The organism is Corynebacterium sp. CCUG 70398 (assembly GCF_024454055.1).
Taxonomy (GTDB): domain Bacteria; phylum Actinomycetota; class Actinomycetes; order Mycobacteriales; family Mycobacteriaceae; genus Corynebacterium; species Corynebacterium genitalium.
Map to the genome: position 1 here is coordinate 206,623 of NZ_JAGPYZ010000002.1, position 14,790 is coordinate 221,412.

Below are 14,790 nucleotides of genomic sequence, written 5' to 3' on the forward strand. Positions count from 1 at the left end.
GTTCTCCCTACTGGATGTTCACGTCGACGCTGGCAGGAAGGTCGATGCGCATGAGGGCATCCACCGTCTTCGGCGTCGGGTCGAGGATGTCGATGAGGCGCTTGTGAGTGCGCATCTCAAAATGCTCGCGCGAGTCCTTGTACTTGTGGGGAGAACGAATAACGGCGTACACGTTCTTTTCGGTAGGCAACGGCACCGGTCCAACGACGCGGGCACCCGTGCGGGTGACCGTCTCAACGATCTTCTTCGCAGATGCGTCAATCGCTTCGTGGTCGTAGGCCTTGAGCCGGATGCGGATCTTCTGTCCCGCCACGTAAACCTCTTCCTCGCTTCCCCACGTTCACTCTCTCGCTTCGCTCGATGTGAACAAAGTGAATTGAGAGCGAAGAGGTGAGGACTAGCTTGCTTCTTTTCTCTATAACGTTGTCCGGTTCAGGGCCCGGCTGACAACGCCAGTGTCTTTCAAACGAATTGACTGCCATGACAATCGGCGGAAGATGCATGGCGTGAAAACAACGCGCTTGTCAGTGCTTCCGCTGAGCAAGAAAGCTCAGTGTCAGGCTTGGAAGGAGGTGGGCAGATCGCTTATCGACGATCAGCGCCCCGTGGCCTTCGTGTACTGCCGCTGTTTATTTGCCATGCCCCTTCTCCGGTCCCCGGTCTCGAGAGTGCCTCGTGGTGGCCTGTGCTCGATCGCAGGTCCTTCGTCGATAAGCAATGCTGGCTTACCGTGCAAAAGGTGTCATGTTCGCCTTACCAGCGACGCCGTGTTGAAGACGCCGTGTTAAAGCAACCCGAGTATTTAAACACACAGCTCAAACCGAAAGCAAATAGGAGGACTTGGTCTCGAAACGGTACCGATCTTCTTCTCGCATTGCCGAGGTACGCAGGCGAGCCTAGTATGGCGAGTGACGCATAAGCGCAACTAACCCAACTTTCCCGGAAGGACCATGATGGACACCAACAACCAGAACCCGACCTCCGCTGACGTTCCCGCAACCGCCGAGACCGGCGGCTCCACCACCCCTGAAGCAGCAGCTCAACCGCGCAACGAGGCGCTCGAGACCGAGCACGGTTCTACCGTCATCGACGACAACGTTGTGGGCAAGATCGCCGGCATCGCTGCCCGCGAGGTCTCCGGTGTGCACAACCTGGGCGGCGGCGCGGCCCGCATGTGGGGCGCAGTCCGTGAGTCCCTGACCGCTTCCACCAATGTCCAGCAGGGCGTGAACGTTGTGGTGGAGAACGGCCACGCTGACGTCGCCGTTGCCATCATCGCCGAGTACGGAGTTGCCATCCACGAGCTGGCTAACGCTATCCGCGAGAACGTCACCATCGCCGTGACCCGCATGACCGGCCTGATCGTCGACCGCGTCGACGTCACCGTCCACGATGTCAACCTGCCGGAGCAGAACACCGAGGAAGAGGCCGTCCGCAACGAGCCGACCTACCCGGCTAACGGTCAGGTCCTGGAACAGTAATGGCTTCGTTCTCCGTCACCCGCGACACCGCCGAGCAAATCTGCGGTGCCGCGACATCCGTGAAAGGCGTGGCGGGGTTGACCAGCGGCCGCATGGGCAGGGCTTTCCTGCGGGTGCCGGGCGCAATGATTGAGGGCATCGAGCTGATCGGGCCCTCGCACATTGCCATCCACGTCATCTACGACCTGTCCTCCCGCCGCGAGATTCCGCACATCGTCGCCGACATTCAGAGCGCCGTCGCACAGACCCCCGCCATTGCGAGCATGGGCGCGCCGCGTATTGATGTCGTCGTGGCGGACGCCGTGCGCAGACCCCAGACGGCTACGCAAAACTAAGAGTATGGGACACAGAAATGAACATTTTCTCCAATAAGACCGTCCTAGGCGCACTGATCGGTGTTGTGCTGGCGTTCGCGCTCATCTTGGGCGGGTGGCTCGGCTTCTTCTTCACCGCGCTCTTCGGCGCCATCGGTGGTGTCGTCGGCGCCCAGCTCGAAGGCCGCATTGACCTCGCCGAGCTGGTGAGCACAACCTCGGGCCGGGGTCGCGGCTAATGGATCCAGATTCCTACCGCATCAGCGAGAAGGCCGTTGGTCGCGTCGCCGAAGCGGCTGTGCTGACGGTTCCAGGCACCTGCGCGATCGACGCAAAACTGGCCGGCCTTGCCGGTCGTAGTTTTCCGCGCGTGGATGCCCATATTGACCGTCCCTCCGGCGCTGTCGCACTCGACGTAGAGATGGTGACCACCTACCCCGCCCCGGTCGGCGCGATTACCGACGAAGTCCGGCAGACGGTGGGCACCCATGTGGAAACGCTCACCGGTCTGACGGTCACGCGCATCAACATTGCCGTGGCGGATGCGGAAGTGTCCTCCCAACGGCGCGTGACGCGCACCGACTTGGCACACCACCCCGTCGGCATTGTGCCGGCCCCGGTGGAGACCACCCCATCGACTGTCACCTCACCCGTGGTCAAGCCGCAGGCCGAGCTGACCCCAATCGTTGTGGACGACTCCACGTACGACCAGATCGCTCACGTGAGCACGCCGCCGGCACCGACCGTGCAGCACGTGTCCGCCCCGCCAGCGCCAAGCGTTCGCGGGGTGCCACAGCCGCCGATTCGCCCGCTCGATCCGGTGCTCACTCCCCCGCCGCTACCGTTGGCGGGTATTCAGCTGCCGCAGCCGCCGGCGCCACGCTCCCCCGTTGCGCCGGCACCGGCCCCGCTGCGCAGCATCACCGTCACGCAGTTCGCACCCCAGCGGCCGATCACGGTTACCCGCGCATTCCCGCGCAAGCCGGTGATCATTCCGCCGACGGAGCCGCTGCGCCAGATCACCGTTACCGCTCCGGCGCGAATCGCACCGGTGTCCCTGCCGGCACGCCGACCGCTCGACCCGATCTATGCACCGAAGCCCCAGCACGTTGAGGTCCTCCGGCCGGAGCCGCAACCGCTGCGACGCGTGGGTGTGGACAATCCCAAGCAGATCCTCGTGCCGCAGGCGCCTAAGCCGCAAGCGTTGACACCGATCACCGTCAGCCCGGACAACCTCGAGGAGGAAAGCGATGGCTGAGATCCACGACATCACTGATTTGGCGCAGCCGCAGGTTCCCCAACCTCAGGCGCCGCCAGCTCAGGGGCCCGATCACGTCGCCCCGCAACCCGGCGGTGAACCGCGCGGCAACCCGGTTGTGCGCTGGCTGACCGTCCTGCTCGGCCTGCTCCTGCTCGGCTTAGCGGGCGTGATCGGCCGCGACCTGTGGTACCGCTACCAGGAAAACGACCCGCAGAACTCGTGGATCCGCCCGGTCTTCGAGTGGCTCGGTGGCGCGGCGGTGAACCCGGTGGGAATCACCGTCGGCATCATCGTGGCGCTGGTGGGCCTGTGGCTGCTCATCACTGCGCTGATGCCGCGTCCACGGACGCACGTGCAGGTCGCTTCACCGTCCTCCATCTGGGTTCGCCCGGTGGACGTGGCCCGCAAGGCGACCGCATCTGCACGGTCCGAACTCGGCCGTTCGAGCATTTCCTCCAAGGCGACCCGCAAGAAGCTCATCGTGGACGTAGAGGATGACGGTTCCGGCCACCTCGACCAGCGTCTGGCAGCAACCCTGACCGAGCAGGTCCAAAGGCTCAATCCGCCGCCGCACGTCAAGGTCAACATCCACCAACCCGAACCGGTGAGGGAGCTGCAATGACACGGACACTCGCGTTCTTCGACCGCCTGATCATCTTCCTGCTGGGGCTGCTTCTGCTCCTTGGCGGGTTGATCCCCGCGGCGCTGTACTGGAACATTCCGTACGTTTCGGACTTTGTCCGCGACATCAACCGCTCCATGATTGCCGATGTGCCAGGAATGAATTGGTACACCGGCGCGCTCATCGCCGTCATGGTCGCCTCCATCATCCTGGGGCTGTGGATGATCCTGTCGAACATTCGCAGCCGCGGGTTCAACAACCGCGCCATCGCCCCCGCCAATCCGGCGTTGGGTGAGACCCGCGTCAATGTCGCCCGCCTCGCTCAGGCTGCGTGCAACTACGCCGAATCCACTGAGCCGATCACCAAGGCGACCCAGAACGTGTCCTACGTGGGACAGCGCCCAACCGCGACGTTCACCATCACAGCGAACCCCGAGTTCGACTTCGAGACGATCGTCGCCCACGTCGAGCAGCTCGACAAGGACTTCCGGGACGCTGTGGACACCATGGACATCGACACGGTGTTCAAGCTTCACCTCGACAAGGTCGCGGCAAACTAGCTCTCTAAGAGCACGATCCGCTCCACCCGACCCAAGACCTGGTCCTCTCCCCCGCCTACCGGGGAGACGACCAGGTCTTCGCCTATCTCGCACCGCACAACGCGCTCCCACGCCAGCGTAGTTTTCTCAACTGCCCGCCCCTCGACGCGCCATGTGTGGAGGCGATGACTGATCAGTACGCGGGCACCGTCGATAAGCACAAGCCACACAGCGTTGCCCACTTCCGCGAGCTCGAGCCCCTCCAGCTCTGGCGCGTCCCCCAGCGCTTCAATTCGCGTGACGACGCCTAAGCGGTGCTCAACCCCCTCCCCATCCCTGACCACCAGCAACCGGCCGGGACCCGTCGCCCGGACAGACTCATACGCCCACATGCTCGGCTGCCGGTCGCGGTCCTGTACCGACCTAACGACGACGTGGGACGGGGTGAGCGTGACGCTATGGTCGGGCGATGCGGTCTCAACGAGGAAAGAATGCGCTGCGCGACCGTTCTCATCGCGGGGGACGTCTGCTGGATGAATGGCGCGCTCGGCACGGAGAGCCTCAATCAACTCCTCGTCGGAGGTGCCCCACCCCACCCCGCGGTTAGACAGCACACCGAGAAGCGTGGCCAGCGACAACTCAGGCTGCCCCTCCCACGTCAGGCGCAGCTCATCCAAAACAGTGGGGATCCGGGTCGGGTCAGGCATGTCGGACGGGCTCACGCAACTGAATCTACACTCGCCCGGGTGAAGGCACGAAAAAACCGCTGCCCCGGGATGAACCCGGAAACAGCGGTTAGATCAGAGCGCTAGCGCTCGATCGCGAGTGATTACTCGACGATCTTGGTGACACGGCCAGCGCCGACGGTGCGGGAGCCCTCGCGGATAGCGAAGCGCAGTCCCTCGTCCATAGCGACCGGCTGGATCAGCTCGACGGACATCTCAACGTTGTCGCCCGGCATGACCATCTCGGTGCCCTCCGGCAGCTTCACAACACCGGTCACGTCGGTGGTACGGAAGTAGAACTGCGGACGGTAGTTGTCGAAGAACGGGGTGTGGCGGCCGCCCTCGTCCTTGGACAGGACGTAGACGGAACCCTCGAACTTGGTGTGCGGGGTGTAGGCGCCCGGTGCGATGACGACCTGGCCACGCTCAACGTCCTCACGCTTGAGACCACGCAACAGCAGAGCAGCGTTGTCGCCAGCCTCAGCGGTGTCGAGAAGCTTGTTGAACATCTCGATGGAGGTAACGGTGGTCTTCTGGGACTTCTCACGGATGCCGATGATCTCAACCTCGTCGTTGAGGTTCAGGACACCACGCTCAACACGGCCGGTAACAACGGTACCGCGGCCGGAAATGGTGAAGATGTCCTCGACCGGCATCAGGAACGGGCGGTCGGTCTCGCGCTCCGGGTCCGGGATGGAGTCATCGCAAGCCTGCATGAGGTCGACGATGGACTGAACCCACTTCTCGTCGCCTTCAAGAGCCTTCAGAGCGGAGATCTGGACGATCGGAGCTTCTTCGTCGTACTCCTGCTCAGCCAGCAGCTCGCGGACCTCCATCTCGACGAGCTCGATGATTTCCTCATCGTCAACCATGTCGCACTTGTTCAGAGCAACGAGGATGTACGGAACGCCAACCTGGCGAGCGAGCAGCACGTGCTCACGGGTCTGCGGCATCGGGCCGTCGGTAGCAGCAACCACGAGGATCGCGCCGTCCATCTGAGCAGCACCGGTAATCATGTTCTTGATGTAGTCGGCGTGGCCCGGGGCGTCAACGTGTGCGTAGTGACGCTTCGGGGTGTTGTACTCAACGTGGGAAATGTTGATGGTAATACCACGCTCGCGCTCCTCCGGAGCCTTATCGATGGCAGCGTAGTCGAATGCCTGGTTCTCCTCCGGGTACTGGCTAGCCAGAACCGTGGTGATAGCAGCAGTGGTGGTGGTCTTGCCGTGGTCGACGTGACCGATGGTGCCGATGTTTACGTGCGGCTTGCTGCGCTCAAACTTAGCCTTAGACACTGATTGTCCTCCTGGACGATCGTGTGATTGTGAATCTCACAATCACGTGGTTGTTCATTTGCAAATGTGCCAGTTACATGATCCTAGATTTGTTAATGCCGTTTTTCAAACCACAGGCCGGGGCTTGTCTAGGGCTCCAACCACTGCGGTAGGCAGTTGATCTGTGGTAACGGCCGGCTCAGTGAAACGTCGTCAAGCGATGCTCCGCTCAGCTCGGCCGCTACCGCCCCTCCCTCCTGGCACAGAAGGGAGGGTTAGCTGGGCTTAAGCCCGGCCGTTGCGCTCGTCGATGATGTCCTGAGCGATGTTGGACGGAACCTCACCGTAGGAGTCGAACACCATGGTGAAGTTCGCACGGCCAGCGGTGGAGGAACGGAGGTCACCGATGTAACCGAACATTTCGGACAGGGGCACCTTCGCCTTGACAACCTTGGCGCCGGAACGGTCTTCCATGGCGTACACCTGGCCGCGGCGGGAGCTGATGTCGCCGTTGACGGTACCCATGTACTCCTCGGGGGTGACAACCTCGACAGCCATAAGCGGCTCGAGCAGCACCGGCTTCGCCTTCGCGACAGCTTCCTTCAGGGCCTGGGAACCAGCGAGCTTGAACGCCATCTCAGAGGAGTCGACCTCGTGGTAAGCGCCGTCCTCGAGCGTGGCCTTGATGTTCACGAGCGGGTAGCCAGCAAGGTAGCCGTACTGCATCGCATCCTGGATACCAGCGTCAACCGACGGGATGTACTCCTTCGGCACGCGGCCACCGGTGACGGCGTTTTCGAAGGTGTAGGTCGGGGACTGGCCCTCTTCGAGCTCGTCTGCCTCCGGAGCGTACGGCTCGATGGAGATGATGACCTTCGCGAACTGACCGGAACCACCAGTCTGCTTCTTGTGCGTGTAGTCGAGGTGCTCAACCGGCTTGCGGATGGTCTCGCGGTACGCAACCTGCGGGGAACCGATGTTCGCTTCGACCTTGAACTCGCGCTTCATACGGTCAACCAGGACGTCGAGGTGGAGCTCGCCCATGCCGCCGATGACGGTCTGGCCGGACTCCTCGTCGAGCTGCACGGTGAAGGTCGGATCCTCCTCCGCGAGCTTCTGGATAGCGGTACCCAGCTTCTCCTGGTCAGCCTTGGTCTTCGGCTCAATAGCGACTTGGATCACCGGGTCCGGGAAGTCCATGGACTCCAGGATGATCGGGTGGTCCGGGTTGCACAGGGTGTCACCCGTGGTGGTTTCCTTCAGACCGATGAACGCGTAGATGTTGCCGGCATCAGCGTGCTCGACCGGGTTCTCCTTGTTCGCGTGCATCTGGAAGAGCTTGCCCACGCGCTCCTTCTTGGACTTCGTGGAGTTGAGCATCTGCTCACCCGGGATGGCCTGGCCGGAGTACACGCGCACGTAGGTCAGCTTGCCGAAGAACGGGTGAACGGCAATCTTGAACGCCAGAGCGGAGAACGGTTCCTCGACAGACGGCTTACGCGTCATCTTCTCTTCACCGTCGACAGAGGTGCCCTGGACCTCGCCAATGTCCAGCGGGTTCGGCAGGTAGTCAACAATAGCATCGAGCAGCGGCTGCACACCCTTGTTGCGGTACGCGGTACCGCAGAAAACCGGGTAAATCTCGGAGTTGACGGTCATCTTGCGGATGGCGCCCTTGATCTCCTCAACAGTGAGCTCCTCGCCGCCGAAGTACTTCTCCATGAGTTCCTCGTCGGACTCAGCGACAGCCTCGAGCAGCTGCTCGCGGTACTCCTCAGCCTTGTCCTGAAGGTCAGCCGGGATCTCCTCGATGGTCGGCTCCGCACCGGTCTCGACCTTGCCGCGCCAGGTGATGGCCTTCATGTCGATGAGGTCAACGACACCATCGAAATCGTCCTCAGCGCCGATCGGCAGCTGCATGACCAACGGCTTAGCGCCCAGGCGGTCAATGATGGTCTGGACGGTGTGGTAGAAGTCCGCACCGAGCTTGTCCATCTTGTTCACAAAGCAGATACGCGGCACGTCGTACTTAGCGGCCTGACGCCAAACCTGCTCGGACTGCGGTTCCACACCCTCTTTACCGTCGAACACTGCAACAGCACCGTCGAGAACACGCAGGGAGCGCTCAACCTCAACGGTGAAGTCAACGTGGCCCGGGGTGTCGATGATGTTGATCTGGTTGGTGTTCCAGAAGCAAGTAACAGCAGCGGAGGTAATGGTGATACCGCGCTCCTTCTCCTGCTCCATCCAGTCCGTGGTCGCGCCACCGTCGTGCGTCTCACCGACGCGACGGTTAATACCCGTGTAGAACAGGATGCGCTCGGTCGTGGTCGTCTTACCGGCATCGATGTGGGCCATGATGCCGATGTTGCGGACCTTAGCTAGGTCCTTAAGCACTTCTTGTGCCACGTTGTATACCCCAACTTGTCGTCTTGTTGCGGCCGCTTCCACCCGCACCTGCGGGAAAAGCGACAGCGATTTGAATGTTTTCCTTTGTCGATTCTGCCACTAAATCGCGATTATGGCAGGCCGAGACACTAAATGCGCCCCTGGCAACCGGAGCTGTAGCGACAATTACCAGCGGTAGTGAGCAAAGGCGCGGTTAGCCTCAGCCATCTTGTGCGTGTCTTCGCGGCGCTTCACGGATGCACCAAGACCGTTGGACGCATCCAGGATCTCGTTAGCCAGACGCTCGGTCATGGTGTTCTCACGGCGCTGCCGGGTGAAGGTGACCATCCAGCGCAGAGCCAGAGTGGTCGAACGGCCCGGGCGGACCTCAACCGGCACCTGGTAGGTAGCGCCACCAACACGGCGGGAGCGAACCTCCAGATCCGGACGGATGTTGCCCAGAGCCTTCTCGAGAGTGCCAACCGGGTCAGTACCGGTCTTCTCGCGGCACATCTCCAGCGCACCGTAGACGATGCGCTGCGCGGTGGACTTCTTGCCGTCCTTGAGGATCTTGTTGATCAGCTGGGTGACCAGCTCAGAATCGTAAACCGGGTCCTTGACTACGGGACGCTTCGGTGCTTGCTGCTTACGCATTGATTACTGTCCCTTCTTCGCGCCATAACGGGAGCGAGCCTGCTTGCGGTCCTTGACACCCTGGGTATCCAGAGCACCACGGATGATCTTGTAGCGGACACCCGGAAGGTCCTTCACACGACCACCGCGCACGAGCACCATGGAGTGCTCCTGCAGGTTGTGGCCCTCACCCGGGATGTAAGCGGAAACCTCGATGCCGGAGGTCAGGCGCACACGCGCGACCTTACGCAGAGCAGAGTTCGGCTTCTTTGGAGTAGTGGTGTACACGCGGGTGCACACACCGCGGCGCTGCGGGGAACCCTTCAGGGCAGCCGTAGCGACCTTGGCTTTCTTGTCGTGGCGGCCCTTGCGGACCAGCTGCTGAATAGTAGGCATACCAACACTTTCTTGTCGTCGTCTGGTGTCTCAAGTCTCCACCGTCCGGCATCGCGCCCGAACACGCAAAAATGGGGGCTCTTCTTCGGGGCCCTTCCGCGTGTGCGAACATCGCGCCGTCCGAGGAGAACGGGGAGTTCTTTTCCATTTCCGCGACGCGATAAACGCGCAGCGGCGGAATCGGGTTCAAAAGTACAGGGTACGGGCGGCGGAAAGCAAATCGCTTCCCCGCTCTCAAGGTGACGGGCACGCTTCGCCGCTTAGAACTAAGTAGCTTTGGGGGCATGTCGACCGATTCTGCAGACAATGTGCCCCGTAAGCGCGTTTCACACGCACGCCGCCAAGAGATCGCCGATGTCCTCGCCGCGGCCTTTGCCGACGGCCAACTGAACACCACGGAGTTCGACGAGCGCACGGCGGTAGCCTGGCGCGCCACCTACGCCGACCAGCTCGACGAGCTCACTGTCGACCTCTCCCCTGTCCAGCAACTCCCGGACACAGCAGGCTGGTCCTCTGCCGCACATCAGCCGCGATCCAAGGCTCTCGACTTTGTCACTGGCGAGCCCGGCGGCACGTCCAGCTCCATTGCCGTCATGGGTGGCGTGGAGCGCTCCGGAGACTGGCTGATCAACAGCAACCACTTCTCACTCGGACTCATGGGTGAAACCGAGCTAAACCTGCTCCAAGCTCGCTTGGCCTCCGATCACATTCGAATTAGTGCCAATGCGATCATGGGCGGGATCACCATCGTCGTCCCGGAAGACGTGCGGGTGAAGTCCGAAGGTTTCGCCCTGATGGGCGGGTTCGGGGTTACCGACCACCCCAGCGTCACTATCGCTCAGCGGGATCTGCCTGACGACGCCCCCACCATCACCATCGCCGGCATCGCCCTCATGGGTGGCGTGGACATCATCCGGGCGGCAAGGAGCGCGAAGATGTAGAGCTCACAGCCCTGCGGAAAAGTTGACAAACTGGATTCCCACCTAGAACCGTCTACGCTGGTCACAGCGTTCTTGGCCGGTAGATCGACATCGGGTTTGTCAACTTTTCCGCAACCGCCCTCCCAACGAGCCCTGAACACAGCGAAAGGCCCGGCCTCCCACGCGGAGAGACCGGGCCTTCACGCTTAAGCGCGACGGGCTACCTACTGGTAGGTGTCGTAGCCGCCCATGCCGTACTCGTCGAGCGGCACGGACGCACCGGTGAACTCACCGTAACCTTCGTCGCCGTAGATGGCATCGCCGAAGGTCGGGATCGAGTAGGCGGCGGAACGTGCAGCCTCAGTCGGCTTGACGGAGATGTTGCGGTAGCGGGAAATACCCGTACCGGCCGGGATCAGCTTACCGATGATCACGTTCTCCTTGAGGCCGATGAGCTTATCGGAGCGCTTGTTGATAGCGGCGTCGGTAAGCACGCGGGTCGTCTCCTGGAAGGAGGCGGCGGACAGCCAGGACTCCGTGGCCAGCGAGGCCTTGGTGATACCCATGATCTCGCTGCGCAGCTCTGCCGGCTCGCCACCCTCGGCGACAGCCTGACCGTTGATCTGGCGTGCCTCGGACAGGTCCACCAGGGTGCCCGGGAGGAACTCGGTGGAGCCTGCGTCGATGACGGTGCCGCGGCGCAGCATCTGGCGGATGATGATCTCGATGTGCTTGTCGTGGATCGACACACCCTGTGTGCGGTACACAGCCTGCACCTCGTCGATGAGGTGCTTTTCGACGCCGCGGCGTCCCAGCACCTCAAGCACGTCGTGCGGATCAGCCGCACCGCGCAGGAGGCGGTCGCCGACCTTGACCGTGTCGCCGTCGCGAAGCGAACGCTCGATCATGGCCTCCGGGTTGGACTCCATCGGGCGACGCACCTGGGCCAGACCCTGGCGCTTGGACAGCTTCTCGTAGACCACGTCATCGGAGCCGTCCTCCGGGTGGATGGTCAGGGTCCAGAAGTTGCCCTCGTCCTCCAGCGAGATCTCGCCGGCGACAGACGCGATCGGGGCGCGGTTCTTCGGAACGCGGGCCTCGAACAGCTCCTGGACACGCGGCAGACCACCGGTAATGTCGCCACCGACACCACCCTGGTGGAAGGTACGCATGGTCAGCTGGGTACCCGGCTCACCAATGGACTGGGCGGCGACGATGCCGACGGCCTCGCCGATGTCGACGAGCTTGCCCGTCGCCATGGACTTGCCGTAGCACTTCGCGCAGACACCGGTCGGGGTCTGGCAGGTCAGCACGGAGCGGACCTTGACGGACTCGATGCCGGCGTCGACGAGAGCGTCGATACGCTCTTCGGACAGGTCGGAGCCTGCCTCGAGGAGGACCTTGCCGTCGGCGTCGGTCGCGTCGGACGCCAGCACGCGGCCGGAGACCGAGGTCTCGACCAGGTCGTGGCGGTTGAAGCGGCCCGTGCCTGCAGCCTCGGCGACCGGAACCTTGACACCCTGGTGGGTGCCGCAGTCCTCTTCGCGGACGATGACGTCCTGAGCGACGTCAACAAGACGACGGGTGAGGTAACCGGAGTCAGCGGTACGCAGAGCGGTATCAGCCAGGCCCTTACGGGAACCGTGGGAGTTGTTGAAGTACTCCATCACGCTCAAGCCCTCGCGGAAGGAGGTCTTGATCGGACGGGTGATGTACTCACCACGGGAGTTCACGACCATGCCCTTCATACCGGCCAAGGTCCAAATCTGGCGCATGTTACCGGCAGCACCGGACTTCACGATCATCGGAATCGGGTTGTCGTCTGGGTACAGAGCCTCGACAGCCTTACCGACCTTGTCGGTGGCGTCCTGCCACAGCTCAACCAGGCGGTCGTAGCGGTCCTTCTCGGTCAGCGCACCCTTCTCGAAGTACTTGCGCTCAATGGCCTCCGCCTCACGCTCGTACTCGTCAAGGATCTCCGTCTTGTTCGGCAGAACCAGAACGTCAGACATGGTGATGGTGATGCCCGAGCGGGTCGCCCAGTAGAAACCAGCGTCCTTGAGCTTGTCCATCGTCTGCGCGACGGTGATCATCGGGTACTTCTCCACCATCGCCTGGATGATGTCACCCAGCAGCACCTTGTCCTTGCCGCCCTTACGCACCATGGCGCCTTCCTGGTACGGGAAGTTGAAAGGGAGCATCTCGTTGAACATGATGCGGCCCAAGGTGGTGTCAGCCAACCAGGACTGACCCTTCTCCCAGCCATCGGGGAACTGCTCCGCCTCAATCTCTGCGGTCGGGCGCAGGTGATCGATGCGGACCTTGATCGGGGCCTGCAGGCCCAGAACGCCACGGTCATAGGCCATGATGGCCTCACGGTGAGAGGAGTACACACCGCGTGCCGGACCGTTCTCGTCGGCCGGAGCGTACGCGCCCTCGCCACCGATCTCGCCCTCGCCCTTGACCATGGTCAGGAAGTACAGGCCGGTCACCATATCCAGGCGCGGCATAGCCAACGGCTTACCGGATGCCGGGGACAGGATGTTGTTGGAGGACAGCATGAGGATGCGTGCCTCTGCCTGTGCCTCCGCGGACAGCGGAAGGTGGACAGCCATCTGGTCGCCGTCGAAGTCGGCGTTGAAGGCCTCACACGCCAGCGGGTGCAGCTGGATCGCTTTACCCTCAACCAGGACCGGCTCGAAGGCCTGAATACCCAGGCGGTGCAGCGTCGGTGCGCGGTTGAGCAGCACCGGGTGCTCCGCAATAGCCTCTTCCAGAACGTCCCACACCTCAGGGCGCTGGCGCTCCACCATGCGCTTCGCGGACTTGATGTTCTGCGCGTAGTCGTTGTCCACTAGGCGCTTCATCACGAACGGCTTGAACAGCTCGAGAGCCATCAGCTTCGGCAGACCGCACTCGTGCATCTTCAGCTGCGGACCCACGATAATCACGGAACGACCGGAGTAGTCCACGCGCTTACCCAGCAGGTTCTGGCGGAAGCGGCCCTGCTTACCCTTGAGCAGGTCGGACAGGGACTTCAGCGGACGGTTACCCGGGCCAGTGACCGGACGGCCACGGCGGCCGTTGTCGAACAGTGCGTCGACGGACTCCTGCAGCATGCGCTTCTCGTTGTTCACGATGATCTCGGGGGCACCGAGGTCAATCATGCGCTTGAGACGGTTGTTGCGGTTGATCACGCGACGGTACAGGTCATTCAGGTCGGAGGTGGCAAAACGGCCACCGTCAAGCTGAACCATCGGGCGCAGCTCCGGCGGGATCACCGGGATCGCGTCGAGGATCATGCCGGCCGGGTCGTTGCCGGAGCGCTGGAACGCGGCGACAACCTTTAGGCGCTTGAGAGCACGGACCTTCTTCTGGCCCTTGCCCTCAGCGATGATGTGGCGCAGCTCCTCGGACTCAGCGTCCAGGTCGAAGTTGCGGATCAGGGTCTGAATCGCCTCAGCGCCCATGCCGCCGGTGAAGTAGTCCTCGTAGCGGTCAACGAGCTCTTCGTAGAGGTTCTCGTCGATGATCATCTGCTTCGGAGCGAGCTTGATGAAGGTGTTCCAGATCTCGTCCAGGTGCTCGATCTCGCGCTCGCCAGCCTCGCGCATGTGCTGCATTTCCTTGTCAGCGGCGTTCTGCACCTTCTTGCGGGCAGACGCAGCAGCACCGGAAGCTTCCAGCTCAGCGAGGTCTTCCTCGAGTTTCTGAGCACGGTCGGCGATCTCAGCCTCGGTGTCCTGCTCGATTTCCTTCTTCTCCAGGATCATCTCCGCCTCGAGGGTGGACATGTCGTTGTGACGCGCCTCCTCGTCGACGGACGTGATGATGTTGGCGGCGAAGTAAATAATGCGCTCAAGGTCCTTCGGCGCCAGGTCCAGCAGGTAACCCAGGCGGGAAGGCACACCCTTGAAGTACCAGATGTGGGTGACGGGAGCAGCCAGCTCAATGTGGCCCATGCGCTCACGGCGGACCTTGGACTTGGTCACCTCAACACCGCAGCGCTCACAAATGATGCCCTTGTAGCGGACACGCTTGTACTTACCGCAAGAGCACTCCCAGTCGCGGGTCGGGCCGAAGATGCGCTCGCAGAACAGACCGTCCTTCTCCGGCTTGAGGGTGCGGTAGTTAATGGTCTCCGGCTTCTTGACTTCGCCGTGGGACCAACGGCGGATGTCTTCGGCGGTGGCCAGGCCGATGCGGAGCTCGTCGAAGAGGTTTACGTCAAACACGT

The 14,790-nt window shown here is 62.3% G+C and carries 14 protein-coding genes; 7 read left to right on the forward strand and 7 right to left on the reverse strand.

All coding sequences use genetic code 11. The features are described from left to right. Nucleotides 1–7: 7 nt before the first annotated feature. A complete protein-coding gene (rpsJ, locus tag KBX07_RS03575) occupies nucleotides 8–313 on the reverse strand; it encodes a 30S ribosomal protein S10 (RefSeq protein WP_003848085.1) in 306 nt (101 codons plus the stop codon). Between the two features lie 637 nt (nucleotides 314–950). Between rpsJ and KBX07_RS03580 the strand changes: the two genes are divergently transcribed. The 6 genes from KBX07_RS03580 to KBX07_RS03605 are packed head-to-tail and all read left to right on the forward strand — an operon-like array spanning nucleotide 951 to nucleotide 4,238. Continuing rightward, a complete protein-coding gene (locus KBX07_RS03580) occupies nucleotides 951–1,481 on the forward strand; it encodes an Asp23/Gls24 family envelope stress response protein (RefSeq protein WP_005286763.1) in 531 nt (176 codons plus the stop codon). Further along, nucleotides 1,481–1,816, forward strand: a complete 336-nt coding sequence (locus KBX07_RS03585) for a hypothetical protein (RefSeq protein ID WP_005286765.1) — start codon at nucleotides 1,481–1,483, stop codon at nucleotides 1,814–1,816. The genes KBX07_RS03580 and KBX07_RS03585 overlap by 1 nt, the downstream gene beginning before the upstream one ends. A gap of 17 nt (nucleotides 1,817–1,833) precedes the next feature. Further along, nucleotides 1,834–2,034 carry a hypothetical protein gene (locus KBX07_RS03590; protein ID WP_005286768.1) on the forward strand — a complete coding sequence of 67 codons (201 nt, stop codon included), beginning with the start codon at nucleotides 1,834–1,836 and terminating at the stop codon, nucleotides 2,032–2,034. After that, a complete protein-coding gene (locus tag KBX07_RS03595; protein WP_255994413.1) occupies nucleotides 2,034–3,053 on the forward strand; it encodes an Asp23/Gls24 family envelope stress response protein in 1,020 nt (339 codons plus the stop codon). The genes KBX07_RS03590 and KBX07_RS03595 overlap by 1 nt, the downstream gene beginning before the upstream one ends. Then, nucleotides 3,046–3,678 (forward strand): DUF6286 domain-containing protein, encoded by a 633-nt coding sequence (locus KBX07_RS03600; protein WP_256023037.1) that lies wholly within the window; start codon nucleotides 3,046–3,048, stop codon nucleotides 3,676–3,678. The genes KBX07_RS03595 and KBX07_RS03600 overlap by 8 nt, the downstream gene beginning before the upstream one ends. After that, nucleotides 3,675–4,238: a hypothetical protein gene (locus tag KBX07_RS03605; RefSeq protein ID WP_255994411.1), complete on the forward strand. Its 564-nt coding sequence runs from the start codon at nucleotides 3,675–3,677 to the stop codon at nucleotides 4,236–4,238. Before KBX07_RS03600 ends, KBX07_RS03605 begins: the two co-directional genes overlap by 4 nt. Here KBX07_RS03605 and KBX07_RS03610 read toward each other — a convergent pair. The 5 genes from KBX07_RS03610 to rpsL form a co-directional block, all read right to left on the reverse strand. After that, entirely contained in the window at nucleotides 4,235–4,939 is a 705-nt protein-coding gene (locus KBX07_RS03610; RefSeq protein ID WP_256023038.1) for a hypothetical protein, read from the reverse strand. The two genes, KBX07_RS03605 and KBX07_RS03610, sit on opposite strands and share 4 nt — an antisense overlap. A gap of 107 nt (nucleotides 4,940–5,046) precedes the next feature. Beyond that, entirely contained in the window at nucleotides 5,047–6,237 is a 1,191-nt protein-coding gene (gene tuf / locus KBX07_RS03615) for an elongation factor Tu (protein WP_005286783.1), read from the reverse strand. Between the two features lie 264 nt (nucleotides 6,238–6,501). Then, on the reverse strand, nucleotides 6,502–8,625 hold the full coding sequence (gene fusA / locus KBX07_RS03620) for an elongation factor G (protein WP_256002228.1): 2,124 nt from the start codon (nucleotides 8,623–8,625) through the stop codon (nucleotides 6,502–6,504). Between the two features lie 165 nt (nucleotides 8,626–8,790). Next, nucleotides 8,791–9,258, reverse strand: coding sequence for a 30S ribosomal protein S7 (gene rpsG, locus KBX07_RS03625; protein WP_256023040.1), 468 nt, complete (start codon nucleotides 9,256–9,258; stop codon nucleotides 8,791–8,793). Nucleotides 9,259–9,261: 3 nt separating this feature from the next. Beyond that, nucleotides 9,262–9,633 carry a 30S ribosomal protein S12 gene (rpsL, locus tag KBX07_RS03630; protein ID WP_005286791.1) on the reverse strand — a complete coding sequence of 124 codons (372 nt, stop codon included), beginning with the start codon at nucleotides 9,631–9,633 and terminating at the stop codon, nucleotides 9,262–9,264. A gap of 284 nt (nucleotides 9,634–9,917) precedes the next feature. Here rpsL and KBX07_RS03635 point away from each other — a divergent pair, with 284 nt between their 5' ends. Continuing rightward, the gene (locus KBX07_RS03635; RefSeq protein ID WP_255994407.1) at nucleotides 9,918–10,574 is read left to right on the forward strand and encodes a DUF1707 domain-containing protein; all 657 of its coding nucleotides are present in this window, start codon (nucleotides 9,918–9,920) and stop codon (nucleotides 10,572–10,574) included. 203 nt (nucleotides 10,575–10,777) lie between these two features. Here KBX07_RS03635 and KBX07_RS03640 read toward each other — a convergent pair whose 3' ends face one another. Beyond that, nucleotides 10,778–14,788: a DNA-directed RNA polymerase subunit beta' gene (locus tag KBX07_RS03640; protein ID WP_256023041.1), complete on the reverse strand. Its 4,011-nt coding sequence runs from the start codon at nucleotides 14,786–14,788 to the stop codon at nucleotides 10,778–10,780. Nucleotides 14,789–14,790 lie beyond the last annotated feature (2 nt).

Bases quoted from the DNA above. Each gene is read 5' to 3' on its own strand.
- KBX07_RS03580 (WP_005286763.1), top strand. From the start codon at position 951: ATGATGGACACCAACAACCAGAACCCGACCTCCGCTGACGTTCCCGCA.
- KBX07_RS03585 (WP_005286765.1), top strand. From the start codon at position 1,481: ATGGCTTCGTTCTCCGTCACCCGCGACACCGCCGAGCAAATCTGCGGT.
- KBX07_RS03590 (WP_005286768.1), top strand. From the start codon at position 1,834: ATGAACATTTTCTCCAATAAGACCGTCCTAGGCGCACTGATCGGTGTT.
- KBX07_RS03595 (WP_255994413.1), top strand. From the start codon at position 2,034: ATGGATCCAGATTCCTACCGCATCAGCGAGAAGGCCGTTGGTCGCGTC.
- KBX07_RS03600 (WP_256023037.1), top strand. From the start codon at position 3,046: ATGGCTGAGATCCACGACATCACTGATTTGGCGCAGCCGCAGGTTCCC.
- KBX07_RS03605 (WP_255994411.1), top strand. From the start codon at position 3,675: ATGACACGGACACTCGCGTTCTTCGACCGCCTGATCATCTTCCTGCTG.
- rpsG (WP_256023040.1), bottom strand. From the start codon at position 9,258: ATGCGTAAGCAGCAAGCACCGAAGCGTCCCGTAGTCAAGGACCCGGTT.
- rpsL (WP_005286791.1), bottom strand. From the start codon at position 9,633: ATGCCTACTATTCAGCAGCTGGTCCGCAAGGGCCGCCACGACAAGAAA.
- KBX07_RS03635 (WP_255994407.1), top strand. From the start codon at position 9,918: ATGTCGACCGATTCTGCAGACAATGTGCCCCGTAAGCGCGTTTCACAC.